The sequence below is a fragment of the Paenibacillus sp. 01T443 genome, from assembly GCF_056398325.1.
Genome location: NZ_JBFTPE010000014.1, coordinates 38686 through 65073 on the forward strand (window position 1 = coordinate 38686; position 26388 = coordinate 65073).

A 26388-nucleotide genomic window follows, 5' to 3' on the forward strand; every position below is an offset into this window, starting at 1 on the left:
GTGACGGTTCCGTCTTTTTGTTTTTTTGGGAAGTGCAGTCGCAGGCGGGAATGTACGTGATATGTTTAGCTTTTATGCTATAATGAGTTGTAAAAGTTTCGTAAGAAACCAGATTATATGAGCAAGAGGTGAACGGTTTGAGAACCGGCTTGAAACCAGTGCTGTGGAGCTGTGCGGCACTCCTTTTATTATTGTCCCTTCTAGTACCGCTCTTAAATGTCATTACCATGCTGCTGCTTATGGTGCCTTATGTCGTGCTCTATACGACCCTGTCGCCAAAGGCATTTGTACTGCATCTGCTTCCTGTATGGGTGCTGGCATTCATTATCGGTGGACCGGCCACGCTTATTATCGGGTTATTTTTTCTAATACCGTCTATCGTGATGGGTCACTTGTATATGAAGCAAGCACCCGCCTCAAAGGTTATTCGGACGGTTGGCGTTGTCGTTCTCGCGCAATTGATGCTTGAGCTGCTCATATTCGAGGTGTTCTTGGATATTTCGCTCATTAAAGAGCTGAGCTCATTCGTTCGCGTTTCTGTAGAGGATCTCATGTCACAGAGCTACCTTCCAACAGAATGGGATTCAGAGCTGACGGATATCGTGATCCATACGATGGTGAACTCTATTCCGATCACCTTCATTATGATTTCACTCATGATCACCGTTGTTGGGCAGTTTGTGGCCCGCAGGGCGGTAAAGTGGAGCGGCGGACCGGATGTGCCAAGGTTTACACGCGCAAGAGAGTGGCGTTTGCCGCGTTTGCTGGTCGTATTGTACTTGATTTCTTACATCATGGAGATGTTCTCGTCTACGACAAATGATTCTTTTTTTGCTGTCGCATTGCTTAACCTGGTTCCGTTGCTTAGTTTTGTTTTTGCGTTTCAGGCTGTCGGATTTTTCTTTTTCCTTGCTCATCAGCGAGGATGGAATAAAGCGGTACCGGTTCTTATTGCGATTCCGGTGTTATTGATCCCGCCGTTAAGTTTAATTGGCGTGCTGGATACTGCTTTTCCAATCCGCAAGTCGTTTACGAAACCATAGCACAGGAGCGGATAGGAAATGCCGAAGTTTTTGGTTACACGTTGGCACGGCATGCATCAGGTATGGTCGTTTGTACTGATGGTGCTTATGTCGGTGACGCTTGCCTGGTTCGAGTGGCTGTTAGGCCTGCTCGGACTGCTGTTCACCGGCGGTGTTTTATTTTATACGGTAATGGCGGAAAAAGCCTTTCGCAAAGACCTTAAATCGTATTTGGGCACGTTGTCTTATCGAGTGAAGAAAGCGGGCAACGATGTTGTCAGCGAGCTTCCTTTCGGAATTATTTTATATAATGAGGATCGAATCGTAGAATGGCATAATCCTTATATTGCAGGCATGGCGAATCGGGAAACGGTCATCGGCATGCCGCTTGCGGAGCTCTTTCCGTCCCTGCAGCAGGTGAAGGAGCGGGAGGGTACCATTGAAGCAACGGTAGGTTCCCAAGTATACCAACTGATCTTCAAACCGAAGGAACGCATTCTATACGTCAAAAACATTACGGATCTTTGGCAGCTTGGCCGAAAATACGATGATGAGAAGCTTGTTCTCGGCGTTGTGATGATCGATAATCTAGAGGAAGTTACACAGGGTCTGGACGATCACCAGCGCAGCTCAATGCTGGCGAAGGTCACCACGGAAATTACCGAATGGGCGCAAAAATTTCAAATTTATTTGAAAAGACTCACCTCGGACCGCTTTCTTTTGGTGACCGATCAGCGAACGCTCAAACAGCTTGAACAGTCACGATTTGTCGTTCTCGACGAGGTAAGGGAGATTACCGGTGACCATAAAATCCCGGTAACGCTCAGTATCGGGTTTGCGGCGGGGGCTGGGCATATTACCGAGCTTGGCCAGTGGGCGCATACAAGTCTTGATATCGCGCTCGGGCGCGGTGGTGATCAGGCCGCAGTCAAGGTCGGAAGCCGGCAATCCTTTTACGGAGGCAAGTCGAATGCAGTGGAGAAGCGGACACGCGTACGCGCGCGGGTTGTTGCCCATGCCCTTCGCGATCTAATTAAAGAGAGCCACAATGTGGTCATCATGGGGCATAAGATGCCCGATATGGATGCCATCGGGGCAGCGATCGGCGTGATGAAGGCTGCGCAGATATTCGGCAAGGAAGCCTACATCGTGTTGGAAGGCGTTAACCCCGCCATTCAGAAAATGATGGAGCTTATCCGGGAAGACGAGAAGCTGTCTAAGCGGTTTGTTTCACCGGAGCAGGCATCCGCATTGATTACCCCGCAGACATTGGCTGTGGTTGTGGATACCCATAAGGTATCCATGGTGAAGGAGCCAAAGCTGCTTACGCAGACTGAGCGTATCGTCGTGGTCGATCATCATCGCCGCAGCGAGGAATTTATCGCTAATGCCATCTTAGTCTATATGGAGCCTTATGCTTCTTCGACTTGCGAGCTCGTTACGGAGCTGCTTCAGTATATTCATGACCGTGTCGTGCTTGATGTCAGAGAATCAACGGCACTCCTTGCCGGCATTACGGTCGATACCAAGAGCTTCTCGCTTCGTACGGGAGCGAGAACGTTCGAGGCTGCATCATTCCTGCGCCGAAATGGCGCCGATTCGATGATGATTCAGCGGATGCTGAAGGAAGACCTTGAGGAATATGTGCGCAAGGCGGAAATTATCAAGCATGCCGAGGTGCTTTATGAGCATGTGGCTATTGCAGTAACAGAAACCGGTCGTAAATATTCGCAGCTGCTCATCGCTCAATCAGCGGATACGCTGCTGAATATGACGGATATCCTTGCTTCCTTCGTTATTGGGGAGCGGGCAGACGGTCTCATCGGCATTAGCGCTCGTTCGCTTGGCCATATGAACGTACAGGTTGTTATGGAAAGAATGGGCGGAGGCGGCCATTTGACGAATGCTGCCGCACAGCTTGAGGGGTCCGTAGTCGAAGTAGCAGAACGTCTAAAGAAGGTTTTGGATGAAATTGAAACGGAAGAGGGGTTATTTGAATGAAAGTGATCTTTTTGCAGGATGTTAAAGGACAAGGGAAGAAAGGACAAGTGAAGGATCTTTCCGAAGGGTATGTACGTAATTTTCTATTGCCGCAAGGACTGGCGAAGCTGGCATCGGACGGCAACCTGAAGACGCTTGAGGTTCAGCATGCTTCCGAACAGAAGCGTAAGGAAAAGGAAAAAGAAGACGCGCAGGCGCTTGGCAAGAAGATGGAAGAAATGACTGTCGTAATCAAGACGAAGGCTGGCGAGGGCGGAAGATTGTTTGGCGCCATCACGAGCAAGCAAATCGGCGAAGCTTTGGCAGCACAGGGCATTAAGATCGATAAACGCAAAATCGAGCTGGAGGATCCAATCCGTACGCTTGGCGTCACGCAAGTTACCGTAAAGCTGCACCCTGAAGTAAAAGCAAAGCTGAGCGTTCAGGCGGCTGAAGAATAGAAAGCGATTAGGCTTGTGAAGCAGCATTGCTACGCAAGCCTTCGCTTATGCTTAAGAAGTAGGTTTGCTCCGCAAATCTTTTAGGAGGTTCCCATGAGTACTGAGCTGATGTTTGACCGTGTTCCACCGCAAAACCTAGAGGCTGAACAAGCTGTCATCGGAGCCATATTGCTGCAATCGGAAGCGCTCATAACAGCCATGGAGCGGGTGCGCAGCGAAGACTTCTATAGCGGTCCTCATAGACAAATTTATGAAGCAATGGTCGAGATTGCCGAGAACAATCAACCGGTCGATCTCGTGACCTTGACCGCGCATTTGCAGGATCAGCATCTGCTTGAGGAAATCGGGGGAGTCAGCTATTTAGCGAAGCTGGCCAACTCGGTTCCAACGGCAGCTAACGTTGACTACTACGCACAAATCGTTGAAGAAAAATCAATGCTTAGGCGCTTGATCCGCACCGCAACGAACATCGTATCCGACGGTTACGCCAACTCGGAGGATGTAGGCGTCCTGCTTGGGGATGCCGAGAAGAAAATTCTTGAAATATCGAACCGACGCTCAGGCAGCGGGTTCATCTCCATTAGGGATGTATTAATGGAGGTATTCGAGAAGGTTGAGCAGTTGTATCAGGACAAAGGAGGCACGACGGGTATTCCGTCGGGCTTTACCGATCTAGACCGAATGACAGCCGGCTTCCAACGAAGCGACTTGATAATCGTTGCTGCCCGTCCTTCCGTAGGTAAAACAGCATTCGCGCTTAACGTTGCGCAAAATGTCGGCGTTCGCGCCCGGGAGACGGTGGCTATCTTCAGTCTGGAGATGTCAGCGGCTCAACTGGTTCAACGTATGATCTGTGCCGAAGCGAATGTTGATGCACAGCGCATGCGTACAGGCCATCTGGAAGGCGATGATTGGGAAAAGCTGACGATGGCGATCGGCTCCTTGTCGGAAGCACAAATTTTTATTGATGATACACCGGGGATTACGGTAGCTGAGATTCGTGCCAAATGCCGTCGCCTGAAGAAGGAAAAAGGGCTTGGCATGATTATGATCGATTACTTGCAGCTCATCTCCGGCCGCGGTAAAGCGGGCGAGAACAGGCAGCAGGAGGTATCCGAGATTTCACGGACGCTGAAGCAAATCGCACGTGAACTTGAGGTGCCGGTCATTGCACTTTCACAGCTTAGCCGGGGTGTTGAGCAGCGGCAGGATAAACGCCCGATGATGTCCGATCTTCGGGAATCAGGTTCGATTGAGCAAGATGCTGATATCGTGTCCTTCCTTTACCGGGATGACTATTACGATAAAGAGTCCGAGAAAAAAGATATTATTGAGATTATCATTGCCAAGCAGCGGAATGGGCCAGTAGGTACGGTCGAGCTGGTATTTCTCAAAAAATACAATAAATTCGTTAGCATTGACCGTGCGCATCAGGATCCGATGCAGGCATCTTGAATTTCCGAACAATTGCATGGGTAACTATGCGATTGTTCGTTTTTAGTTTGACTTCTCGCAGATGGACTGCTACACTATTAATGCTGTCTTTTGACTTGTATCACGATGCGATTGAATCCTTTAAATAAAGGAAATCTCGTGCTGCAGCATTTGAACGGTAATTTTCGGTGCTTATAAACACCGGACGGGGGTATAATTATGTCTACGGTTGTTGTTGTTGGTACACAGTGGGGAGACGAAGGTAAAGGCAAAATCACTGATTACTTGGCAGAGGGAGCCGACGTCGTCGCTCGTTACCAAGGAGGAAACAATGCCGGACACACGATCCTTATTGATAACAAAAAGTATAAATTGACGATGATTCCATCGGGTATTTTCAATCATAATAAAACTTGCGTCATCGGTAACGGAATGGTTATTAATCCGGAAGCACTGATTGACGAAATTAACTATATCCATGATAACGGCTTCTCGACGGACAACTTGAAGATCAGTGACCGCGCTCATGTTATTATGCCTTATCACCTCGTGCTTGACGGGCTTGAAGAAGACCGTAAAGGCGATAACAAAATCGGTACGACTCGCAAAGGGATCGGCCCTTGCTACATGGATAAAGCAGCGCGTAACGGTATTCGTATCGCTGATTTAATGGATGCAGAGGAATTCGAAGCAAGAGTTCGCAGCATCATTATCGAGAAAAACCAATTGATCGAGCAAGTATACGGCGGATCGCATTTGGATGCGGATTCCATCGTGAGTGACTACCTTGGTTATGCGGAAATTTTACGTAAATACGTAACGGATACATCGGTAGTTCTTAACGACGCAATTGATGCAGGACAGAAGGTATTGTTCGAAGGCGCTCAAGGCGTAATGCTTGATATTGACCAAGGAACATACCCGTACGTTACGTCCTCTAACCCGTCTGCTGGCGGTGTATGTATCGGTTCTGGCGTGGGTCCATCGAAAATCAAACAAGTTATCGGTGTTGCAAAAGCTTACACGACTCGCGTAGGCGATGGTCCTTTCCCAACGGAGCAGGATAATGAAATTGGCCAATTGATTCGTGACAAAGGTCATGAATACGGCACGGTAACAGGTCGTCCTCGCCGTGTAGGTTGGTTCGATACGGTCGTGGTTCGCCATGCGCGCCGTGTCAGCGGAATTACAGGTCTTTCCCTTAACTCGCTAGACGTTCTTACTGGCCTTGAAACCGTGAAAATTTGCACAGGCTACAAATTACGCGGCGAAGTGATTGAAACGTACCCTGCAAGCCTGAAAATGGTTTCCGAGTGCGAAGCAGTTTACGAAGAACACCCAGGCTGGTTAGAGGATATTTCAGGCGCGAAAACGCTTGATGATCTTCCAGTCAACACACGCAACTATTTGAACCGTGTTTCTGAGCTTACCGGTATCCCAATTGCGATCTTCTCCGTTGGCCGTAACCGTGAGCAAACGAATCCCGTTCGTCCAATTTACGAATAGAATCTTTATAGAAAAAGGATGGCTCATAGGAGCCATCCTTTTTTTGTTTCCTGCGTAGACAGATTGACCGTGCAGCACGCCGATATTAGCAGGCATAATGCCGTTAGTTCAGTGGCAAGCAGTCACCGCTGTTTGGCAATAATGGCTGCTAATTCTTGATCAGGCTGCTCCTTGTCTTGTCCAGATTGCTCGTTTTTCAAATCTTTCTCCCACTTAACCTTAACAAGTAGATTGCGCAGATGGAGCACAAAACATGCAGACAATGGGAATATAATGCGGAAAAGAGAATGTCTGTCCCTAATCTTGACCATAATGGTATATAACAGATTATGGTAACTACAGTTGATATTTTCCGTGGTAGAGGCTGTGGGACGAAGGGATTGTTGCTCATGTTAAAACGAGTGGGATGGCTGGCTAAACTGGTTGCCTCAGGGCTGATTTTAAGCTTTTTGTGCATTTGGACAACGGGATATATTGTCACAAGCTATGTCGAAACGATATTAAAGCAATTCAATTTGCCGCTTGAGGTGCCGCCAATGGCCATGTCGGGAGTATGGGGTAAGCTTTGGGGTGCAGATCCGCTGGTTACAACCGATACGGCAGTGAAGGAAGAAATAAAAACGACTGACGAAAAAGAGCAGCAAACCAATGAGGAAGAGACCAGCCAAAGCGACCCTCCGGCCTCGGTAGACGCTTTTAGCCAGGCCTCCGATCCTCCGCTTACCGATATCGGAATCGGCGGCGGCACCCAGGCGGGCAGCAGTGCTGCACCTGAGGATACCGGGAACGTAGAAGAAGGAACCGCAGGAGCAGAGGGCACCGAAACGGCGATGACGACAGAGGAATTAACGGAAGTAAAGGAACAAATGAGCGATGCCGACAAGGATGAGCTATTTGGCCTATTAATGAGTAAATTGCCCCAGGAATCGTGGCAAACCATCTCTCAATATATCGAAAATGGTCTGACGGAACAAGAATTGACAGCGATTCAACAGATCATGGCACAGCATCTCGACAAGACGGAATATACCCAAATGATGGACATTCTGAAGAAATATTAATATTTTGAATGTTGTGTAAAGGTTGCCCCAATTGTTGGGCATATGTTAAAGTATTAGGCGAGCGATCCGACGGGATAATTCGCCTTTTTTTATTGTCGGAAGCCGGAAATTTAGTAGCATAAGCGCGAAAAGGAGACAATCATGACCGATTTCAGGGACCAAGGTCGGATTCAGAAGGTATGGAATCAAACGATCCAGTACTTTCGGCATGACCGATCGCAACACTTGAATGGCAAGACACAGCAACAACCCGTAAGCGATAAGGTCAAAACGCCATTTTGGCGCAAGAAACCGGTCCAGCTAGCGGGCGGAGCTCTCGTACTCCTCACAGTAGCCGGCTTTAGCGGAATCCAATATGTCCAAGCAAACACAGTCGAATTTTATAACGTATATATGAATGGCACAGCAGTTGGAACCGTGAATGATCCACAGGAAGTAGAGCAGCTTGTTCTGCTAGAAACCGAAGAGGTTCAGCAAGCCAATCCTGGAATTAACATGGTGCTGGATACTGGAACAATTACATACGAAGCGGATCATGCTTTTAAAGGAACACCGGATACGGATGGTACGTTGGACAAGCTTGAAGGCTTGTTTGCTTCCCATGCGGTTGGTGTCGAAGTAAAGGTTGATGGTAAAGTCGTTGGCATTGTGAAGGATCAGCAGACAGCGGATGAGGTTTTAATGCGTGTGCAGAGTAAGTTTGCACCCGAGCTTGCCGCAGCGAAGAAAGATACAAAGGAAGTCAAATCTCTCTCCTTTGACGCCAGCAGAACCGCTGCTCCAGCGGCAGAGACTAAGCCGGCATCCAAGACGCCTGGCCGCGAGGTCACCGAGGTCGAGTTCATTGAGGCAGTTATGACCGAGTCCATTGATACGGATCCCGAGCAGATCATGGAAGCGGAATCGATTTACAAGATGCTCGTGCAAGGCAGCATTCAGCCTACCAAATACACGGTACAAGCTGGAGACTGCGTGGGCTGTATCGCACAGAAGTTTGATATTTCACCAGAGGTTATTTATAAGAACAACGCATGGATTAAGGATGATAAGATTACGATCGGCGATGTGCTTGATTTGACGGTACTTCAGCCTGAGCTTACGGTGAAGACGACGGAAAACCTGGTGGAGGTTGAAACGATCGAGCCGCCAGTTGAAATTAGGAAAAATGAGGACATGCGCGTAGGCGAGTCCAAGACTTTATCTGAAGGAACGTCAGGCTCGAAACGATTAACATATCGCATCGTCAAGCAGAACGGATATGTGGTCTCCGAAGAGCTTCTTACCAAAGAGGTCATCAAGGAAGCTACTCCGAAAATTGTCGTGCGGGGCACAAAGGTTATTATCGGCGAAGGAACGGGCAACTTTGCAATGCCGGTTTCCGGTTCGCGGCTAACCAGCAAGTTCGGTCAGCGCTGGGGTCGTATGCATAACGGCATCGATTTAACGGGGAGCAAGAACATTCATGCTTCCGATAACGGCATCGTCGAATTCGTCGGAACGAAGCCAGGACTAGGCAAAACGATTATTATCAATCATAAAAACGGCTATACCACGGTTTACGGCCACCTAAGCTCATACAAAACAAAGGTAGGCGCTGTGGTTGAGYAGGGTGACACGATTGGCATTATGGGCAGCACGGGAAATTCCACAGGCGTTCATTTGCATTTTGAAGTGCACAAGAACGGTGTTTTGCAAAACCCGTTAAAGTACTTATAATATATACCCAAATTAGATCAGGAAGAATCACTCTCGCATAAGGCGAAGTGATTCTTCTTTTTTTATATAGATGTTTTCACTTGTAAATTTACTCATATATCTCTTCTAAACGACAGCTTATGACAATGAGGACGTCGACAGTTGTTTACGCTTGTTTGACCAAAGGGTGTCTTATATAAGATTAGAGGAAAAACCTTGCTAACATGAGGGAAGTTTCATTGTGAAGTAAAGGATAACGTGTGTTAAAATAGAAGTTACAAGCGTAAACGGCTGTCGCCGTCTTTTGGAGGCAAAGTTCGTTGCGCGGTGAGATATACGAAGACATAAGACGGCAAATTAAAACTTATCAATTCTTGTGTTTTTACAAAGGACAAGCGACGGGCGGGTGTGGCGATGCACGGAAAAATATTAGTGGTCGATGACGAACAGCCGATAGCCGATATTATAAAGTTTAATTTAGAGAAGGAAGGGCATCAGGTCATCTGCGCTTTCGATGGCGGAGAAGCGGTGCGCCTTGCGTTTGAAGAGCTTCCGGATTTGATTTTGCTGGACCTCATGCTTCCGGTAAAGGACGGTATGGATGTTTGCCGCGAAGTGCGGGCCAAGCTGCAAATGCCGATTATTATGCTCACAGCCAAGGATACGGAAATTGATAAGGTGCTTGGTCTTGAGCTGGGCGCTGATGATTATGTGACAAAACCGTTCAGTACAAGGGAGCTGCTTGCCCGGGTTAAGGCGCATCTGCGCAGACAGCAGAAGCCGGCGGCGGGAGCTATCGGCGATGATCATGCGAGTGCGGCAGGTGGGCCTGCTGAGCAGGAACAGCAGGGCTTTAAGCTGTTCAACCTATTTATTGATACGGATATGTACGTGGTATACAAGGATGGCGAGCCTCTCGACCTGACTCATCGGGAGTACGAGCTCGTTTATTATATGGCTCGCAACAGTGGTAAGGTCATGACGCGCGAGCATTTGCTGCAAGCCGTGTGGGGATTCGAGTATTTCGGCGATGTGCGGACAGTCGACGTTACGATTAGGAGACTCCGTGAGAAGATCGAAGATGATCCAAGCCGTCCGGAGTACATTATGACCCGGCGCGGTCTCGGTTATATGATGCGCAATTCCAAGTCTGGGGGCTTCGCGTAGGATGAAGGGCAAGAGCTTCTTCCGAACCATTCAAGTTAAGCTGGTCATTATTTATTTGCTGCTTATACTCGTAGCGATGCAGCTGATTGGCGTTTATTTCATCAGCACGGTAAAAAACTCGCTGATCGACAGTTTCACCAAAAATTTAAAGGAGCAGGCCGATATTCTATCGAAGTTTGCTGCTCCGAGCTTAGCGGCTAAGCCGGATACCGAAGGCGATTCATCAGAAAGCACGACGGAGGATCTTAGCCTTGTGGTACGCAATCTGTTCAGTATCAGCGGCGCTGAGGTACAGGTGCTGGACTCGAACGGCAAGATGGTAGCAACCTCTGTCCAGGGCAACCAGTCATATATCGGCCAGAAGAACAAGTCGCTGGCCGTGAGCAGGGCACTCCAAAACATAACCGACAACGAACAAGAAATTATTGATGAAGATAATACACGCAAGAAGATGATTGCGCAGCCGGTGACGATCAACGACAACAAGGTGGTCGGGGTTGTATATGTCGTAGCATCTATGAATGAGCTCTATGAAACGGTAAACCGGGTCAATCAAATCTTTTTTTCGGGAACGTTGATAGCGCTGGGACTTACGGGTGTGCTGGGCATTCTGCTGGCACACACCATTACGAGTCCGATTCAGGGTCTGACGCGGCAAGCAGAGGCAATCGCGCAGGGGAAATTCGATCTTCAGGTTCCGGTGCTCGGCGATGATGAAATCGGCAGCCTGAGTGTCGCTTTTAACGACATGACGATCAGGCTGAAGGAAGCGCTGTCGGTTAATGAAGAGGAGAATGAGAAGCTGGCTTCCATTCTATCGAATATGAGCGATGGCGTCGTTGCGGCTGACGAGAATGGCAAGGTCATTGTATGGAACAGGCGGGCACTGGAGCTGCTTGATGTACGCACCTTTGAAGGGCTTTTGTTATCTGAGCTATTCGATTTGTCGGAGCAGCGTTTGGACGAGCTTCAGCAAGGGCGGGGCCAGACACTGCTAATTGAGCGGAATATGGATGAGCAGGATATGAGCGACAGCGACGAGGGTCATCTGCGGGCGACTTTTACACCGATTCATCGCCGTGACAAGGGGATAACGGGAACCATTGCGGTACTTCAGGATGTAACGGAGCAAGAGAAGCTAGAGCAATCGCGACGTCAGTTCGTAGCAAACGTATCGCATGAGCTGCGTACCCCTCTAACGACAATCAAGAGTTATGCAGAGGCTCTCAATGACGGTGCGCTCGAGGAGAGGGAGCTGTCGGAGCGCTTTGTCGGTGTTATCCGCAACGAGACGGAACGGATGATTCGGCTCGTTACCGATTTGCTGCATCTCTCGCGGCTTGATTCGAATCAAGCACCGCTCCGCCGGCGGCAGACCAATGTGCATGACATGCTGGACGAGGTAGCCGACCGGTTCTCATTCCAGCTTAGACAAAAGTCTATAAAGGCTGCGGTTCGCGTGGATAATGGGCTTGAATCTGCTTGGCTGGACCGCGACCAAATTGACCAAGTGCTAGATAATTTATTTTCCAATGCGATTAAATACACACTGGACGGCGGCACCATTGAGCTAACGGCGAAGACCCCGGCTGATTCGGCATTGCTGGCGATCAGCGTTAAGGATACGGGAATCGGGATCCCTAAAAAGGATTTGGATCGTATTTTTGACCGGTTCTATCGGGTGGATAAGGCACGTTCGCGTAATATGGGCGGTACAGGTCTCGGACTTTCGATTGCCCGGGAAATTGTGAAGGCACATGGCGGTACAATTTCGCTGCATTCCGAGCTTAATGAAGGAACAACGGTTACGTTCACACTTCCGCTGCTGCAGGAAGGGGGTGTGCTGGCATGAAGGAAAAAATAAAGACAACCATGCTTATCGTTCTTGTGGCATTGAGCCTTTTGCAAAGTTATTTGCTGGCTTACAGTATGCCCGGCCTCGGCGCAACGGTGAGAAGCGACCAGGATTACGTCAATGCCGAGCCGATGGGTACGGCAACGAGCGTAGAGAGCGTTATTTTTCCGGAGGAGCTTGTCATTCATTTGGGCGGAAATAAGCATACCGTTATTTATCCAGGCACACAGTTCTACGAGATGATTCTTAATCAGCGTATTCAGGGTAGAGAATTTAAGGGGTTCCAGCGGAGCCCGTCAGATGTGCTGGACTGGGAAGAAATTCGGAAGAATGATATCGGGATCGAGCTGCGGTTCGAAAACGGTATTCCGGTGGAGCTTCTGCAAAAGCTGCTGAAGCTGGAGGGTGATCTGCTGTTTTTGAACGAGACGATTGACCGCATCTGGATATTCAAGACAACAGGTACGGAGGAAATCCGAACTTTCTTCTTTAGTTCAGACGGTGAAATGGTCTACGAATCGGTTCGCGCGGATTTGACGGTACGTGACGTGCAGGATTACGTTGGCTTCGGGCAGTACCAGCCGAAATATTCCATGACGGGAGACGGCCTCTATATCCCGCTTATGCCTCTTCAATCAACCGAAATGCTCTTTCCATACGAGACCTACTCGCCGGATTTGATGCAACGAAGCTTGTTTTTTGATCCAAGCACGACAAGAGCGCTGGAGGACCGAGGCGGCTCGCAAATTTACACAGATGGCAAACGTGGCTTGCAGGTGGAGCAAAACGGCAAATGGATCAGCTATACCGATCCGAGTGCGCCGCAAATTACAGAAAACCTGTTAAGCGATAATGTATATGCATCTGTGGACTTTGTAAACCAGCATGGCGGATGGGATGGCGTACACCGGTTCGTGAACGCGATTCCTGGTGGCGAAGGCAAGGATATCAGGTTCAAGCAGTATGTGGAGCAGTATCCGGTCATTCAGACGCCGCCGTTCCGGTATGGCTATATGAAGCTTACTCTCCAGCAAGGCGTTGTAACGGAATATTCAAGATCGCTCATAACGCTGGGACCGCAGTCGGAATCCCGAAGCGTGCGGTGGCTGCCGGGTGGCGATGAGCTGCAGGAAATTCTTAAAGCTTACAAAAGCCGCAACGAGGTCACTGCCTTGTTCCCGGCTTTGCAAGCAGCACCGGTTGATGAGAAACAGCTCCGGCTCACTCCCGTTTGGGCAGTCCGCTTGAAGGATGGTACGGAAGAAATGCTGACAGCCGCGTATCCGATCGGCTACGAGCCGCCTGATCAGCAGCTGGACTCGTCTGCGCAAGGCTCGGTTGACGGCGGCAGCGAAGATACAGACTCGGCAACAGCAGCACTCGGGACAGGAGCAGCGGCATTGTCTGGCAGCGGAGCAAACCAGTTCTTCGGAGATGGGAAATAGCGAGATTATGGACGGTCGGAGGTGAAGGCGAGTGGATTGGGGAAGAGCGAAAACCGTGCTTATTATTTCGTTTTTGCTGCTTAATATATTGCTGGGGTATCAGCTTTGGCTGGATATTAGAGAGCAGCTCAACATGAACGTTAACACGGCAGAGCTGCCGCAGGATAAGGTGCTGCTTATGCAGCAAAAACGTATTTCGCTTGAAGCCAGTCTGCCGCTGGAAACGCCGGAGCTGGGAGATCTACCCTACATTTTGCACTCCGACAGCCGAAAAAATGCAGAGCCGATTATTTTGGACAAGCCGGTAGACAGCACGATTATTTATTCGAAAAAAGAATTATTAAAGACGCTTGGGGATTATATCCCCGAGCTTGACCAATATGAGTTTGATTTGTTAAACAGCAGCGTGGATCAATTTGTCCTCTACCGGGTCGTAGACGGGCGTCCGATGTTTGATGTGAAGCTGATGCTGTATATCAGCGACCAAAAAATTATTTCGTTCCTTCAGGACCGGGTAGAGCTGCTTGGATCTGGTGAAGCGAAACAGGTATTGCCTGCAGCTAAGGTCGTAGCGAGCTTGATTGAGACCTATTTGCCGGATGGGGCGGTCATTTCTGATATTCAGCTGGGCTATAAAGGTCAGATCTTTGATTCGGAGAAACAAGTATCCGCACCGTCATGGCGTGTTATGCTGGAGGACGGCCATTTATTTTATGTGCATGCGATTAACGGCGAGGTTGCAACGGATGAAGAGCAAGGGGAAGCGGCAGCGAACGGTTTACGTTAACGGGAGCGGGAGAAGGGACAGGAAAGAGCATTATGGGACTTCGATTTACGGTTTTGGGAAGCGGTTCAACCGGCAATGCGACAATTGTTCAAGGAAACGAGAAGATGGTCATTGTTGATGCAGGAATGAGCGCAAAGAAGCTGGATGAGCTCATGCGCGAGCGGGGAGTGGCGGGCCATCAATTGGACGCGCTGTTTGTTACGCATGAGCATTCCGATCATATTAAAGGCTTGGGCGCCTTTGCCCGCAAGTATGATTTACCGATTTATGCAAACGAGGCAACATGGGCCGCAATGGAAAGACATGTCGGCACGATTGCCCCAGAGAAACGTGTACTTATGCAAACGGGCGAAGAAGTAACCTTCGGTTCAATGGCTGTGCAGTCCTATCCAATCTCGCATGATGCGGCTGAGCCTGTTGGCTATTGCTTCGTTGAGAACGGCGAAAAGCTAAGTTTGGCGACCGATCTTGGCTATGTTAGCGAAAAGGTCAAGCGCCACATTATCGACTCGGATGTGCTGGTGCTGGAGGCGAATCATGATACCGAGATGCTGAGGATGGGCCGCTACCCCTGGAATACAAAACGCCGGATATTGAGCGATGTAGGCCATTTATCCAATGTGGCAGCAGGCGAAGCGCTGCTGGAGCTCATGACGGATCGAACGAAACGTGTCTATTTGGCTCACTTGAGCCTTGATCATAACTTAATGGATTTGGCGATGCTGACCGTGAATACTATCTTGGAGGATCACGGAATATTTTATAAGAAAGAGGAGCATCCCCTGCGGGCAACGTACCACGATAAGCCTACGCCATGGGATGAAGTGAAGCGGAAATAACCGATTCCAGCTGGGCATCGAGTGCATCGGCTTTGGCGCTTAGCTCTTCTCTAGTTAGAATGCCCTTATCTATGAATAACTCTAGCATAGCGCTTAAGGTCAGAACGGTACGATAGTGGTCATCCTTTAAATCTGCTAGTTTTGCAGCAAGCTGCACATGCTCCCATGCAACGGGGGTTTTCGCTTTCATCTCAGCAACTCTCCTTTGGCGGATCGACTATTTAGAAACAAAAAGAAATATTTTTGAAAATATAAGAATTTATAAGTTTTTGAAGCTTATCAGGATTCTTATATTTCTCCGCGAAACGAGCTTTTGCCGCCTAATGAAGGCGATAGCCGTTTACGCTTGATCGTCCGAATCTATTATTATTTTAGTCATTTCTTCCGAAAACATTCCTAGATTGAAAAAAATAGTCTTGATGTCTCAGACATCGAGAGGAGCGATAGTCATGAGCTTATTCGACGACGATTTTTACTCGACCAAAGTTTCCAAGCGTGCTGCTCGCGAGAGTAAGAAGAGAGACTTTGTATTTCCATATAGAAGCGGCGGGCGCAAATGGTCCAATGTCCGCATTGCGTTCGTATCGTCGATTACAAGCGCGGTTGCCGCTACGCTGTTGTTCGGCGTTGTTTTTGGAGGCGGCGGGGGTATCGGCAATGGCGCAGGGACAGTAGCGACTGCTGGCGGCGTTCAAGCGATTGATCCGCTCGAGCGTCCCATACAAGCTTCCGCGAAAGTAAGGCCGGCCGTCGTAAGCGTCATTAATCAACAGATGTTTGCACTAGGGATCGGCAATGGCGAGGCGCTTCCTGAGGGTTCGGAGGAAAAGGGGACGCTGCGTGATGTGGGCGTCGGATCTGGCGTCATTATTAGCAAGAAGGATGGCAAAGCGATCATCATAACGAATTATCATGTCATAGACCAGGCGCAGGCGGTGATGGTCGTTCTTATGAACGGCGAGGCTCGCGAGGCCCGCGTCGTCGGCAAGGATCAAATTACGGATCTAGCCGTGCTTGAGATTGATGCCAAGGGTATTGATGTCGTTGCGGAAATTGGCGATTCATCCGCTTTGCGTCCAGCTGAATATATTATTGCGATCGGTAATCCGTTAGGGCTAGGGGAGTCTGTTACAACGGGCAGCGTGAGCAAGACAAAACAAATCGTCCCGGTATCACTGAACCAGGATGGCGTGTACGACTGGGAGCAAGAGGTTATCCAGATCGACGCATCCATCAATCAAGGAAACAGCGGCGGGCCGCTTATTGATTTGAACGGACGCGTGGTTGGGATCAACAGCATGAAAATAGCTGATCTCGGCGTTGAAGGAATCGGCTTTGCTATTCCGATCAATCTGGCTATGCCTATTGTGGAATCCTTGATCAAGCTTGGCCATGTACCGCGTCCTTACCTTGGTGTCTATACGATGGACCTGGAGCAGTATTGGGAGCAGCAGGGCTTTGCAGACGACGGTGAAGGAGAGCTGCCGGATGCTGAAGGCGGAGCGCCTGAGGAGGACGCAGAGGGCGTTACGGAAGGGGCTATGCCCGAGCTTAAACTGCCCGATGAGATCTATGACGGCGTTATCGTGCTCGAAGCCGTGGGTCCAGCTAAGGATGCAGGGTTGTTGTTTAACGATGTCATCGTTAAGCTTGATCGGCAGTCGATCGCCAGTACGATAGATCTTCGCAAATATTTGTATGGGCAGAAGAAGATTGGCGATGAAATCGAAATTAGCTTTTACCGAGACGGAGAGCTGAAGGTTACGCATTTCAAGCTGGGTGAAAAGGAAGAAGAGGAATAAGCTTTTTAGATGCTGCAATGTGCGAATGGGCAACCGTTTGGGCGCTGCAGCTTTTTTTTGTTTTTGGTCGAGTGCGAAAATTGTCGTCTTCACATGGGGAGGCGTTTTCTGCTATGCTGTGTATAGATATTTTGGACAGACTGGTAAGACGGAAGTTAAACGAAAACGAAAAAACGGGTGCGCGGGTATGCGCGGTTTAGAGGAAACGGAAGACAATCAACTAGGATAGGAAGCGTGCAGACGATGTATTGTGTATGTAAAGAGCATATGGAAACGGCATTGGACCGATTTGTAGATGAGTATGAGGATGCGCCGGATGTTGTCGATTTAAAGGAAACGCAGTTCGCAGATTGGGATCCGCCGCGGAAATGCGATTTTTGTGTGGAGCCGGCTACTTTTTTGGTGGTTTAGGGAAGATGAAGCGGAATTATGCGTAAAGGCATGAGTGACGTGGAATAATGAGATATAAGAGATGTAGAACAAGGAATAATGAGATTTAGAGTAATGTAAAACATGGAATAATGAGAATTAAAGTAATGTAAGACATGGGTTAATGACAGATATAACGGATGTAAAAATGAATAAATAGGTTAGTCGGATTTTGGAGACAGCAAAAGGGAAGTGTCAGGTTTGCATATACAGATCGCTGCCGTCGGCAAGCTGAAAGAAAAGTATTTGGTGCTAGGCATAGCGGAATATGCCAAGCGGCTAGGGCCTTACGTGAAGCTTACGCTCACGGAAGTGCCCGATGAGAAAGCGCCGGAGACGATGAGTCCGGCGGAGGAAGCGATTGTGCGCGAGCGAGAGGGCGAGAGGCTTCTAGCGCAGCTGAAGCCTGATGCGCACGTAGTCGCGCTCGCGCTTGAAGGCGAGCTCTGGTCCAGCGAGGATCTCGCGGGCCAGCTCGATAAATTAGCCACGTATGGGCGCAGCCACGTGGCTTTTGTTATTGGCGGGAGCAATGGTCTTGCTCCCGCGGTGTTGAAGCGCGCCCAACAGAAGCTTAGCTTTGGGCGCATGACCTTGCCACACCAGCTGATGCGCCTGGTGCTGGTGGAGCAGATTTATCGGGCTGTGAAGATAAATCGGGGGGAGCCTTATCACAAGTGAGGCGAAATTTTTGGCCTTTACCGCACAAGGGACGTGGAAACTTGTCTCAGAGGGGGAGGGTGGGGTGAGGCCCCACTCAGGGGGAGATCACCGTTTAGGCGACCCGTCACCTAGTCGTTTTAATCCGTTTTCCTATCTTAACAGAAATGACCTTCCTCCTCGGAAGCGACTATTCGCCATTGTACGCGGTTTCGACTTACTTAAGGTACTTAAGATTATATTTTATTATTCAAATTGATTGTTTCATATATCAGCATAGACCCGTGATCGTCATCGGGTACAGCATAAAGCCGCATCTCTTGCCCAGCGTTCTCCACGAACACCGGATTACGAGTAATCACGTGCCCTTGTGGAGAAAACTCAGTGATGGGTGCTTCATGAATCGTATCCAACGTATTCATATCTATCATGGCTAATCCACCCAACTCGTACGGTTTAGAATTGCGGCCTGCAGGGTTGGGCAGCTCCGAGATACCGCTCAAAATCATTTTCCCCTCGCCTACATAATGACCGTCTTGATAATCCACAAAGTGACCCGAATTTTCTTTAACAAGCAGCAGCTGCCCCGTTTGGTTCCATTCATAGAACTTACGTGAACCCCAGCTGTTACCGATTAGCTTTCCATTTTGTTTGTCACGGACCAATCCTCCGATATGATCATGGACTCGAAACGATTCTTCTGCTTTCATAGTCTTCGGATCAACTTTGTAAACAATAGATTGGCTGTTGGGTCGGTATTCGGCGACAGGTACCCAAATATTATTACCATCGAAATCAATGCCGCCTGGATGATAGATGTCCCCTTCACCCAAGAGCGTCTCATTCAAAAGCTTCCCCTGTATATCAAAGACAAACAGGTGGCCAATTCCCTTTCCAGGAGTACGATCGTAACCATGCTGGGGTTGTTCATCTTTAACTGGCTTTTCGATAAGTTCAACCGAGGACATATAAAAGAGGTCCCCGATTCGAACCATTCCTTGTGAGTGGTAGTTGTTAAATTGTAGATCAATCTTATCTTTTTGCTCCCATTTCGTGTTGCGTGTAAGATTTCGGAACTGAGCGATGAGGTTCTGGTTATCCATATGTGCTTGTCCTTTCACAGTTAGACTGGAAACCCCTTAAAGGTGTATCCCGGATAGAAATTCAGAATGAATCTTTCCGTTAGAAGCAACTAGTGTGTCATGATGCAGCTGATAGGGATTACCGTGATTATCGGTTATTTGACCTCCTGCTTCACGAACAATCAACACACCCGCTGCCGTATCCCATGGATGCAGCCCATTATGCCAAAATCCGGTCAGCCTCCCCATGGCGACCCAGCATAGATCGAGACTGGCTGCTCCGTTCATGCGTAGATTGCGGCAGGTTCCCGCGAGCTTATCCATCTGGTGCAAAACATTGGAATTAGGTCCCCACTCTTCCGCCTGAAAGCCTGCGGCAAGCAAAGCTTCGCTCAATTGCTTTTCTTTTCCCGCCTGGATAGGTTCACCATTACAGAAAGCTCCAAAATGTTTTCTGGCGTGGAACAATTCGTCTGTCAACGGGTTATAAACTACACCGATGATTGGCTCCAGATCCCGAACAATGCCTATTGATACGGCAAAATATGGAATCCCATGGATGAAATTTGTCGTTCCGTCGATCGGATCAATAATCCAACCGAGACCGGGTCCCTTTTTAAGCAAGGCCTCATAAGAATTCAGCTTACCGTTATCTTCTTCCGACAAAATCCAATGTTCGCTGTAATCTTGTAAAATGTTATTCCGCAAAAATGTTTCGCTGAGCAGATCAACTTCCGTTACTAAATCTGAACCGTTCTTTTTCTCCTGAATACCTCCTAAATTGCCCACTCGCCCGCGAATGAGATCCCCTGCTTGTTTGGCATACGCTATGGCTGACTGTAGTAAGGTTTCTTCATTTGCATGATTCATTATTCATACATCCTTTACGCATATGTCTCGGTTCATGCTCTGTCCGGTAGATTTATCGAATACGGCGATGGATTTGATATCGGTCGAACATACAATGGGCGTTCCCCGTTCTGCTTGATAATTAGGTTCTGCAAATAAGCGGACCAGGGCATTCCCGATTTTCAAACTGACAAGGGTAGAGTGTCCAAGAGGCTCTACCAAGCTGATCATACCGTTGAACACGAGATTCCCACTATCGCCAAGTTTGAGATCATAGGGACGAATCCCTATGCAGCTGGTTTGTTTTTGTTCCATAAAATGATAGTTATTACCGTTTTTAATCAGGTTTCCTTCCAAGAAGTTCATGGGCGGCGTCCCAATAAATTGAGCCACAAAAAGATTGGTTGCGTGGTTGTACAGCTCCATAGGCGAGCTGAACTGGATAAGCCGCCCGTCTTTCATGACGGCAACACGGTCTGCAATTGTCATTGCTTCTTCCTGATCATGCGTAACCATAACGGTAGTAATGCCGATTTCCTTTTGAAGCTGGCGGATTTCCTCTCGCATCTCAATTTTCATACGGGCATCGAGGTTAGACAGCGGTTCGTCCAGCAAAAGCAACCGGGGCTTTTTCACAATAGCCCTGGCAAGCGCTACGCGCTGCTGCTGCCCGCCCGATAGTTCGCTCGGCTTGCGGGCTAATAAATGACCTAGCTGCACCTGCTCCGCAGCTTCCTTTGCACGGACGATTCGTTCGGCTTTGGCAACCTTCATCTGCTTTAACGGAAACATAATATTCTCAAGCACAGTCATATGAGGGTATAGCGCATAGCTTTGAAAGACCATCCCGATATTCCGGTCCTTCGGCTCTACCATATTCACTGGCTCATTATCAAAATAAATCATCCCGCCGGTTGGCTGGTAGATTCCCGCCAGCATCAGCATGGTGGTGGATTTCCCGCAGCCGCTCGGACCCAGCAGGGCAATGAATTCCCCGTCTTCAATGGTCATATTCAGATCATCAACCGCATTGGTTTGTTTATTGAAAGATTTCATTACATGTTTCATCTCGATTTTCATACGCGTTTTCCTCCTCCTGCGCTTATTTGCATTAAAGATTGTTGTGTAAAAACGAAGAACAGTAGAACCGGAACCATATAGAAGAGGGATACGGCACTAAGAAGCCCATAATCGATCATATTAGGATTGCTCATCAATTTTTGCAGATAGGCCGCCAGCGTTATATTCTCATCGCTTAAAATAAAGGTGTACAGGAGCAGGAACTCCGACCAGCCGGATAAAAAAGAGAAAATACTGACCGCGGCGATCCCCGGCTTAATTAACGGAATGACAATGGTGTACCATACCTTAAAACGATTGCAGCCATCGATTAAACCAGCCCATTCGACATCCCAGGAAACATCATCGAAAAATCCTTTAATAATCCAAGCCGTCATCGGAATTTGGAGAGCAGTTTTGACGAGTATGACCCCCCAGAGAGAGTCAAATAAACCTAAGAAATTCAAAATATAATAGACAGCAATTAATAGCGCCACACTAGGAAAAGCATGAAGCATCATCGTTGTTTTCAGCAGTCCTTGGCGGCCTGGAAAGTTCAAACGGGAAAGGGCGTACCCCGCCATAATCCCGATCACGACTTCCAAAACAGTCAGCGTCCCTGCAAATAGCAAGGAATTGAAAGTAGCTGTCCAGATACTAGGTAAAGCGGAGCCGTTTATCACTACATCGGACCAAATAAATTTCCAGTTCTCCAAAGTAAATTCAACCGGAATAACGCCGTATTTCATCTTTTGTGCGAAGGAATTTAACAATAGCCATATATACATCAAGATAATAGGCAGGGTGACAATCCCCAGAACCCCGTAAGCGGCGATAGAAGGTAAACGTCTTCTTTGAGTACTCAATTTTAGGCCTCCTTTCCGTTATTCAATCCGCGATGCCTTAATCATCTTGCTCATTCCGAATACTTTCCAGAAAATGAAAGAGAAGAGCAGAGCAACGAGTACAAGCACCAGAGCAACAGCCGAGCCATAGCCGTATTCGAAGTTTTGGAAAGCTTTATGGTAGGAATACAAGGCCAAGACTTCGGTTTCATATAATGGGCCGCCTTTGGTCAGCAATAAAATATATTCATAAGAAGTCAGCAGGGACATGATTTGCCATAAAGTGACAAACATAAGAGGCCAGCGAACAGCGGGAATAATGAGATCTGCAATGATAGAGCGGTGAGATGCGCCGTCTACTCTAGCCGCCATAAACAAGTCTCCTGGGATGGATTTAATTGCGGCTGAAAAGATAATCATCCCGTAGGAAGCTCCTATGAGGCCATTTGCTAAGATAACGGCCGTCATCGGGTTTTCCGCCAGAAATTTTTCCGGAGGCAGATCGAAAAGCGATCTTAAACTGTTCAATACCCCGTATTCACTCGGATCGAAAAACCACAGCCAGATCAATACATAAACGACCGGCGGTGAAATTCTCGGCAGCATCCAAATTGTCCGGACGACTAGCCCTACCGTTTCTTTTTTAATAAAGTACGTTGTCAAGAGCGCGAGAGCCAAACCCAAAAACACATTAATTAAGAGCGTAAAAAACACATAAACAACCGTGTTATTAATAATTTCAAAAATATGAGGGTCTGATAACATTTTTTTGAAATTCGACAATCCATTATAATTCCACCGCATCGCAGAATCCATATTTGTAAAAGCTAGAATTGTGATTAACACAACAGGCAAAAAAAAGAAAATAGAGATGAGCAGGACGAAAGGTCCCAGCATCACTGAAGGCAAACCCCATCTGCGCAAAATCATGGTCATGCGATTCGATTTTTCCATGTTGAACCCCCCCTTTGAAAAGTTATACCCGGCAGTTGCTCTACCGGGTACAACGCTAAGGCTATTTATTGTACGATTTTCAGTTGATCGCCAAGATCGTTCTTTAATTGAGCTTCGAGATCCTTCATGGCTGCATCAGGCGTCTGTTTTCCAAGCTCTACGGCTTGAATGGCTTTGAATACGGCACTGCTGTATTTACTGAATCCTTCGTGGTTAGGCAGGAAGGTTGTATATTCGGACATATAAGCGACTTTGCCTAAAGTGATGTCAGCTTTGAACGTTGCATCGTCCGCTCCGCCTTTAGTAACCGGCAGGTGGTAGGTTTTTACGTTATGTTCGGTTTGAAGCTTAGGATCAGCAACAAGTTCCAGCAGTCGTGTTACCAGCTCAGGCTGCTTGGTTTGCGCAGAAACGGTATAAGCGAACGGATGGGACAAAGTAACCGGCTTACCGCCTTTTTCCGCAGCAGGGATCAGCATCATGCCCATATGCTCATTCACCCATTTTACATCGACCTTACCCAGCTGATCATGGAAGGTGTCGGAAACCCAGTTATTCACGTTCCAAACCCCGCCGTAATAGAAGAGAGTTTTCTCGTTTACAACCATCTTATGGACGTTTTTCCACTCCATAGTCGTCAGGTTATCAGGGATCAGTTTTTTCTGAGCGAGATCATAGTAGTATTGAATTTGTTTGGCGACTGCTTTCTTATCCAATACTAGCTTATTGTCAGCCGGGTCATAAAGCTTGGCACCGAAGTTATAAGCAAGCGCTTGGAAATCCGGTCCGTCGACTGGACGGTGCACGATGCCAAACTCCGCCGCGCCTTTAGTCTTAGCTTCTTGGGCCAATTGGGTCATATCCTGAAGAGTAAACTCCCCTTTTTTGACCTGTTCCGGTAAATCGTTGATTTGTTGGTCAGTCCAGCCCAGTTTCTTCAATATACCCTTGTTATAGAAGACAGGGCGGGCCTCGGTATCCTGCGGAGCAGCCCATACTTTGCCTTTGTAGGTTACGGATTCCCAAAGTACAGGGAAAAGATCCGAATAAGCAGTGGATTGCTTCAAACTATCAAGCGGTATAATGTAGTTGCCATCCGCAAGCATGCCGACATACTCATGGCCGATTGCAAAAATGTCAGGCGCTTTATTCGATTGCGATGCCAGCATGAACTGCTTCACATAATCCGCCCAGCTGCCGTCAAAAGACTTGGTTTCCACTTTGACTTCGATATTTTTCCCTTGGGATTTTAATTCTTCATTTAATTTCAGTGAAGCCTGAACCAGGTTGTCCACACGGGTTTTTTCAATGCCCGCCGTCTGTGCGGTTAAACTTACGACCTCAGGAGTAGATGTTGCGTTTGCATCTGTACTGGCAGTTGGTTTCACTTCCGCTTGTGTGCAACCAGCAAGGACGATAGAGCAAACCAACAATGTCGATAAAACACTTTTCATTGCTTTTTTCATGTTTAATCCTCCAATATTTTTGTTTTTGTAGAATTTCTGATTTTAAGCTCAGGAGAAAACATCTGCATTTTGGTTTGTCTGGTATTTCCATGTATCCATTCGTCAAGCATCAATACCGCCTCATGGCCCATTCTTGTTTTGGCGCTGTGCACGGTAGTTAAAGATGGATTGGACATCGCGGCATAATCAATATCGTCAAACCCGACGACTGCAATGTCTTTGGGAACCTGCATACCTTTTTCATAAATGGCTTTGATGGCTCCCAGTGCAATCATATCGTTAGTTGCAAAAATGGCTTGTAAATTGTGGGATCGTTCCCATATGGATTGAAAAGCTTTATGGCCTTCTTCAAATTGCGAAGAATCAGCATAGTAAATAAGATTTTCATCTACTTCGTAACCGTTTTGGCTGTATGTCTTCCGAAACCCTTTTAACCTTAAAAAGTGACTGCGGTGCTCCTGGGGCCCGGCGAAGACTGCAATTCTTGTCAAACCGAGAGACAGCATATGTTCGGCTGCCAGCTCTCCGCCCCGCTCATCGTCATTGACGAGGTGAATCACGTCACTGTCATCGGATGTTCCGTTAACCATGACAAACGGAATTTGAGAGCTCTTAAAATAATCGACCAATTCTTGATTGAGCCGGCTTATCAGTATAAGCCCGTCCACCCGTTTCTCTAGCAAGAAATCCGCTGACTTGCTGGTTATTTCTTTATCCGTCATGACGAATATCGAATACCCTAATTCCGAAGCCTTTTCCAGAATTGCGTCCAATATTTTCCCGTAGAATGGATGGGAGGCAATCGGATGATGCTGGCGGTAAATAATGACGCCAATATTTTTGGTGTGGCGGGAAACCATAGCGCGGGCTACAGCATTGGGTTTGTATTGCAGTTTCTCAATTGCAGTAAGTACTTTTTCACGGGCCGCGGGACTTACATAGCCTGAATTGGAAATCACGCGCGAAACCGTTGACTTCGATACCCCCGAAATATTTGCAATGTCAATGATCGTGTAATTCAATCAACAAATCACCTCTTCCTATATATGGGAAGGTTCCCACATCAATCGATTTATTTTTAGAATTGTTTATAAGGTTATTTTAATGATGAATTATTTGATGAAAATTAATTGTACGTGAAGATATCGTAAATTGTTCTAAGACGCCGATAGTAATGAAACGAGGAAGAGTATCATAAGTGAGGTGAAATTTTTACATTTCGCTGATTGAGATTTAACAATAGCTTGTTAGGATAATAATAAACAACGCTGGGACCGTTCCCATCTTAATAGAAGAGGTTAAACGTTAATAATATTGAAGGTACGGTGGTAAATACATGAGATGGCCTTTGATCACAGCCCACACGGGCTGCTTGAATACTCCTCCGAATTCCATACCCTCCGTGCTTGCAGGTTTGAAGGCGGGAGCAGACCTTATTGAAGTCGATGTAAGAGCAACGAAAGATGGGATTGTTATTTTGCTCCATGATGAACATGTATTTACTACAGCTTACGGAAGCAAGAGGGTACGGGATTTGACCTTTGAGGAATTGAAGAGTCTGGCAGTGAACGAAGAGATAACCCTGTTGGAAGACGTTTTACCGCTGATCCGTGAAGCCAATCGGATCATCAATCTCGATGTAAAGGAAGATAGCGCTGTTGGACCGATGATCGAAACCGTCGAAAAATATAATATGAGGGATTATGCGATTATCAGCGGATGTGAAAAAGAACGAGCAGCTTATGTCAAGGAAAATCATCGTCTGTATCAAGTAGTGCTAAATGCAAGCGCACGCCTGTTTGAAACTTGCGGAGCAGATTATAATACCTTTGTCAGGGAGACGTGCGGATATGCCATTTCTGCTTCGTGCAGCGGAATCAACATCAATTATCGCTTCTGCCGGGAACAATTATTGGATTGAATAAGGGCAAGTTTTCAGAAAATCCGTAACGGACTTGAAGATATGCCATATTCCGTCGGAAGGGGTCAG

At 47.7% G+C, this 26388-nt stretch carries 24 protein-coding genes; 16 read left to right on the top strand and 8 right to left on the bottom strand.

The features are described 5' to 3' along the window. Positions 1-137 precede the first annotated feature (137 nt). The 12 genes from AC1DLI_RS23965 to AC1DLI_RS24020 all read left to right on the top strand — a co-directional run bounded on the left by AC1DLI_RS23965 (position 138) and on the right by AC1DLI_RS24020 (position 15252). Positions 138-1043: a DUF2232 domain-containing protein gene (locus AC1DLI_RS23965; RefSeq protein ID WP_374992132.1), complete on the top strand. Its 906-nt coding sequence runs from the start codon at positions 138-140 to the stop codon at positions 1041-1043. 18 nt (positions 1044-1061) lie between these two features. After that, positions 1062-3023 (top strand): DHH family phosphoesterase, encoded by a 1962-nt coding sequence (locus tag AC1DLI_RS23970; RefSeq protein WP_477606999.1) that lies wholly within the window; start codon positions 1062-1064, stop codon positions 3021-3023. Beyond that, positions 3020-3463: a 50S ribosomal protein L9 gene (gene rplI / locus AC1DLI_RS23975; protein ID WP_308997659.1), complete on the top strand. Its 444-nt coding sequence runs from the start codon at positions 3020-3022 to the stop codon at positions 3461-3463. Before AC1DLI_RS23970 ends, rplI begins: the two co-directional genes overlap by 4 nt. Positions 3464-3556: 93 nt before the next feature. Beyond that, entirely contained in the window at positions 3557-4918 is a 1362-nt protein-coding gene (gene dnaB / locus AC1DLI_RS23980) for a replicative DNA helicase (RefSeq protein WP_054025738.1), read from the top strand. Between the two features lie 198 nt (positions 4919-5116). Next, positions 5117-6403 carry an adenylosuccinate synthase gene (locus AC1DLI_RS23985; protein WP_477607000.1) on the top strand — a complete coding sequence of 429 codons (1287 nt, stop codon included), beginning with the start codon at positions 5117-5119 and terminating at the stop codon, positions 6401-6403. Positions 6404-6792: 389 nt separating this feature from the next. After that, complete coding sequence (locus tag AC1DLI_RS23990; RefSeq protein ID WP_477607001.1) at positions 6793-7464, top strand: hypothetical protein; 672 nt, start codon at positions 6793-6795, stop codon at positions 7462-7464. A 141-nt stretch (positions 7465-7605) separates the two neighbouring features. Continuing rightward, positions 7606-9180, top strand: a complete 1575-nt coding sequence (locus AC1DLI_RS23995) for a peptidoglycan DD-metalloendopeptidase family protein (protein WP_477607002.1) — start codon at positions 7606-7608, stop codon at positions 9178-9180. Positions 9181-9573: 393 nt separating this feature from the next. Then, entirely contained in the window at positions 9574-10326 is a 753-nt protein-coding gene (gene yycF / locus AC1DLI_RS24000) for a response regulator YycF (protein ID WP_477607003.1), read from the top strand. A gap of 1 nt (position 10327) precedes the next feature. After that, positions 10328-12178, top strand: a complete 1851-nt coding sequence (walK, locus tag AC1DLI_RS24005; RefSeq protein WP_477607004.1) for a cell wall metabolism sensor histidine kinase WalK — start codon at positions 10328-10330, stop codon at positions 12176-12178. Further along, a complete protein-coding gene (locus tag AC1DLI_RS24010) occupies positions 12175-13626 on the top strand; it encodes a YycH family regulatory protein (protein WP_477607005.1) in 1452 nt (483 codons plus the stop codon). The genes walK and AC1DLI_RS24010 overlap by 4 nt, the downstream gene beginning before the upstream one ends. Before the next feature lie 31 nt (positions 13627-13657). Further along, complete coding sequence (gene yycI / locus AC1DLI_RS24015; protein WP_477607006.1) at positions 13658-14413, top strand: two-component system regulatory protein YycI; 756 nt, start codon at positions 13658-13660, stop codon at positions 14411-14413. A 32-nt stretch (positions 14414-14445) separates the two neighbouring features. Continuing rightward, complete coding sequence (locus tag AC1DLI_RS24020; protein ID WP_477607007.1) at positions 14446-15252, top strand: MBL fold metallo-hydrolase; 807 nt, start codon at positions 14446-14448, stop codon at positions 15250-15252. Here AC1DLI_RS24020 and AC1DLI_RS24025 read toward each other — a convergent pair. Then, entirely contained in the window at positions 15221-15442 is a 222-nt protein-coding gene (locus tag AC1DLI_RS24025; RefSeq protein WP_477607008.1) for a hypothetical protein, read from the bottom strand. The genes AC1DLI_RS24020 and AC1DLI_RS24025 overlap by 32 nt on opposite strands. Positions 15443-15701: 259 nt before the next feature. Between AC1DLI_RS24025 and AC1DLI_RS24030 the strand changes: the two genes are divergently transcribed. From AC1DLI_RS24030 to rlmH, 3 genes are all read left to right on the top strand, one after another. Continuing rightward, positions 15702-17054: a S1C family serine protease gene (locus AC1DLI_RS24030; protein WP_477607009.1), complete on the top strand. Its 1353-nt coding sequence runs from the start codon at positions 15702-15704 to the stop codon at positions 17052-17054. A gap of 243 nt (positions 17055-17297) precedes the next feature. Beyond that, positions 17298-17465: a CxxH/CxxC protein gene (locus tag AC1DLI_RS24035; protein ID WP_183563336.1), complete on the top strand. Its 168-nt coding sequence runs from the start codon at positions 17298-17300 to the stop codon at positions 17463-17465. Between the two features lie 219 nt (positions 17466-17684). Then, on the top strand, positions 17685-18164 hold the full coding sequence (gene rlmH / locus AC1DLI_RS24040; protein WP_364152549.1) for a 23S rRNA (pseudouridine(1915)-N(3))-methyltransferase RlmH: 480 nt from the start codon (positions 17685-17687) through the stop codon (positions 18162-18164). Positions 18165-18379: 215 nt separating this feature from the next. Here rlmH and AC1DLI_RS24045 read toward each other — a convergent pair whose 3' ends face one another. From AC1DLI_RS24045 to AC1DLI_RS24075, 7 genes are all read right to left on the bottom strand, one after another. Continuing rightward, positions 18380-19246 carry a DUF6454 family protein gene (locus AC1DLI_RS24045; RefSeq protein WP_477607010.1) on the bottom strand — a complete coding sequence of 289 codons (867 nt, stop codon included), beginning with the start codon at positions 19244-19246 and terminating at the stop codon, positions 18380-18382. Positions 19247-19282: 36 nt separating this feature from the next. Continuing rightward, the gene (locus tag AC1DLI_RS24050; protein ID WP_477607011.1) at positions 19283-20095 is read right to left on the bottom strand and encodes an inositol monophosphatase family protein; all 813 of its coding nucleotides are present in this window, start codon (positions 20093-20095) and stop codon (positions 19283-19285) included. A gap of 3 nt (positions 20096-20098) precedes the next feature. Next, on the bottom strand, positions 20099-21154 hold the full coding sequence (locus AC1DLI_RS24055; protein ID WP_477607012.1) for an ABC transporter ATP-binding protein: 1056 nt from the start codon (positions 21152-21154) through the stop codon (positions 20099-20101). Next, the gene (locus tag AC1DLI_RS24060) at positions 21151-21999 is read right to left on the bottom strand and encodes a carbohydrate ABC transporter permease (RefSeq protein WP_477607013.1); all 849 of its coding nucleotides are present in this window, start codon (positions 21997-21999) and stop codon (positions 21151-21153) included. Before AC1DLI_RS24060 ends, AC1DLI_RS24055 begins: the two co-directional genes overlap by 4 nt. A gap of 18 nt (positions 22000-22017) precedes the next feature. Further along, positions 22018-22932 carry a carbohydrate ABC transporter permease gene (locus AC1DLI_RS24065; RefSeq protein ID WP_477607014.1) on the bottom strand — a complete coding sequence of 305 codons (915 nt, stop codon included), beginning with the start codon at positions 22930-22932 and terminating at the stop codon, positions 22018-22020. Between the two features lie 65 nt (positions 22933-22997). Beyond that, complete coding sequence (locus AC1DLI_RS24070; RefSeq protein ID WP_477607015.1) at positions 22998-24398, bottom strand: sugar ABC transporter substrate-binding protein; 1401 nt, start codon at positions 24396-24398, stop codon at positions 22998-23000. Positions 24399-24400: 2 nt separating this feature from the next. Continuing rightward, entirely contained in the window at positions 24401-25420 is a 1020-nt protein-coding gene (locus tag AC1DLI_RS24075) for a LacI family DNA-binding transcriptional regulator (RefSeq protein WP_477607016.1), read from the bottom strand. Between the two features lie 314 nt (positions 25421-25734). Here AC1DLI_RS24075 and AC1DLI_RS24080 point away from each other — a divergent pair, with 314 nt between their 5' ends. Then, positions 25735-26319: a glycerophosphodiester phosphodiesterase gene (locus AC1DLI_RS24080; protein WP_477607017.1), complete on the top strand. Its 585-nt coding sequence runs from the start codon at positions 25735-25737 to the stop codon at positions 26317-26319. The last annotated feature ends 69 nt before the right edge of the window (positions 26320-26388 follow it).

Excerpts from the sequence above, each read along its gene's own strand:
- AC1DLI_RS24020 (WP_477607007.1), top strand. The coding sequence starts at position 14,446 with ATGGGACTTCGATTTACGGTTTTGGGAAGCGGTTCAACCGGCAATGCG.
- AC1DLI_RS24080 (WP_477607017.1), top strand. The coding sequence starts at position 25,735 with ATGAGATGGCCTTTGATCACAGCCCACACGGGCTGCTTGAATACTCCT.
- AC1DLI_RS23970 (WP_477606999.1), top strand. The coding sequence starts at position 1,062 with ATGCCGAAGTTTTTGGTTACACGTTGGCACGGCATGCATCAGGTATGG.
- yycF (WP_477607003.1), top strand. The coding sequence starts at position 9,574 with ATGCACGGAAAAATATTAGTGGTCGATGACGAACAGCCGATAGCCGAT.
- AC1DLI_RS24030 (WP_477607009.1), top strand. The coding sequence starts at position 15,702 with ATGAGCTTATTCGACGACGATTTTTACTCGACCAAAGTTTCCAAGCGT.
- AC1DLI_RS23990 (WP_477607001.1), top strand. The coding sequence starts at position 6,793 with ATGTTAAAACGAGTGGGATGGCTGGCTAAACTGGTTGCCTCAGGGCTG.
- rplI (WP_308997659.1), top strand. The coding sequence starts at position 3,020 with ATGAAAGTGATCTTTTTGCAGGATGTTAAAGGACAAGGGAAGAAAGGA.
- AC1DLI_RS24025 (WP_477607008.1), bottom strand. The coding sequence starts at position 15,442 with ATGAAAGCGAAAACCCCCGTTGCATGGGAGCATGTGCAGCTTGCTGCA.
- AC1DLI_RS24045 (WP_477607010.1), bottom strand. The coding sequence starts at position 19,246 with ATGGATAACCAGAACCTCATCGCTCAGTTCCGAAATCTTACACGCAAC.
- dnaB (WP_054025738.1), top strand. The coding sequence starts at position 3,557 with ATGAGTACTGAGCTGATGTTTGACCGTGTTCCACCGCAAAACCTAGAG.
- AC1DLI_RS24070 (WP_477607015.1), bottom strand. The coding sequence starts at position 24,398 with ATGAAAAAAGCAATGAAAAGTGTTTTATCGACATTGTTGGTTTGCTCT.
- AC1DLI_RS24065 (WP_477607014.1), bottom strand. The coding sequence starts at position 22,932 with ATGGAAAAATCGAATCGCATGACCATGATTTTGCGCAGATGGGGTTTG.
- AC1DLI_RS24010 (WP_477607005.1), top strand. The coding sequence starts at position 12,175 with ATGAAGGAAAAAATAAAGACAACCATGCTTATCGTTCTTGTGGCATTG.
- AC1DLI_RS24055 (WP_477607012.1), bottom strand. The coding sequence starts at position 21,154 with ATGAAAATCGAGATGAAACATGTAATGAAATCTTTCAATAAACAAACC.
- walK (WP_477607004.1), top strand. The coding sequence starts at position 10,328 with ATGAAGGGCAAGAGCTTCTTCCGAACCATTCAAGTTAAGCTGGTCATT.
- AC1DLI_RS23985 (WP_477607000.1), top strand. The coding sequence starts at position 5,117 with ATGTCTACGGTTGTTGTTGTTGGTACACAGTGGGGAGACGAAGGTAAA.
- AC1DLI_RS24035 (WP_183563336.1), top strand. The coding sequence starts at position 17,298 with ATGTATTGTGTATGTAAAGAGCATATGGAAACGGCATTGGACCGATTT.
- AC1DLI_RS24050 (WP_477607011.1), bottom strand. The coding sequence starts at position 20,095 with ATGAATCATGCAAATGAAGAAACCTTACTACAGTCAGCCATAGCGTAT.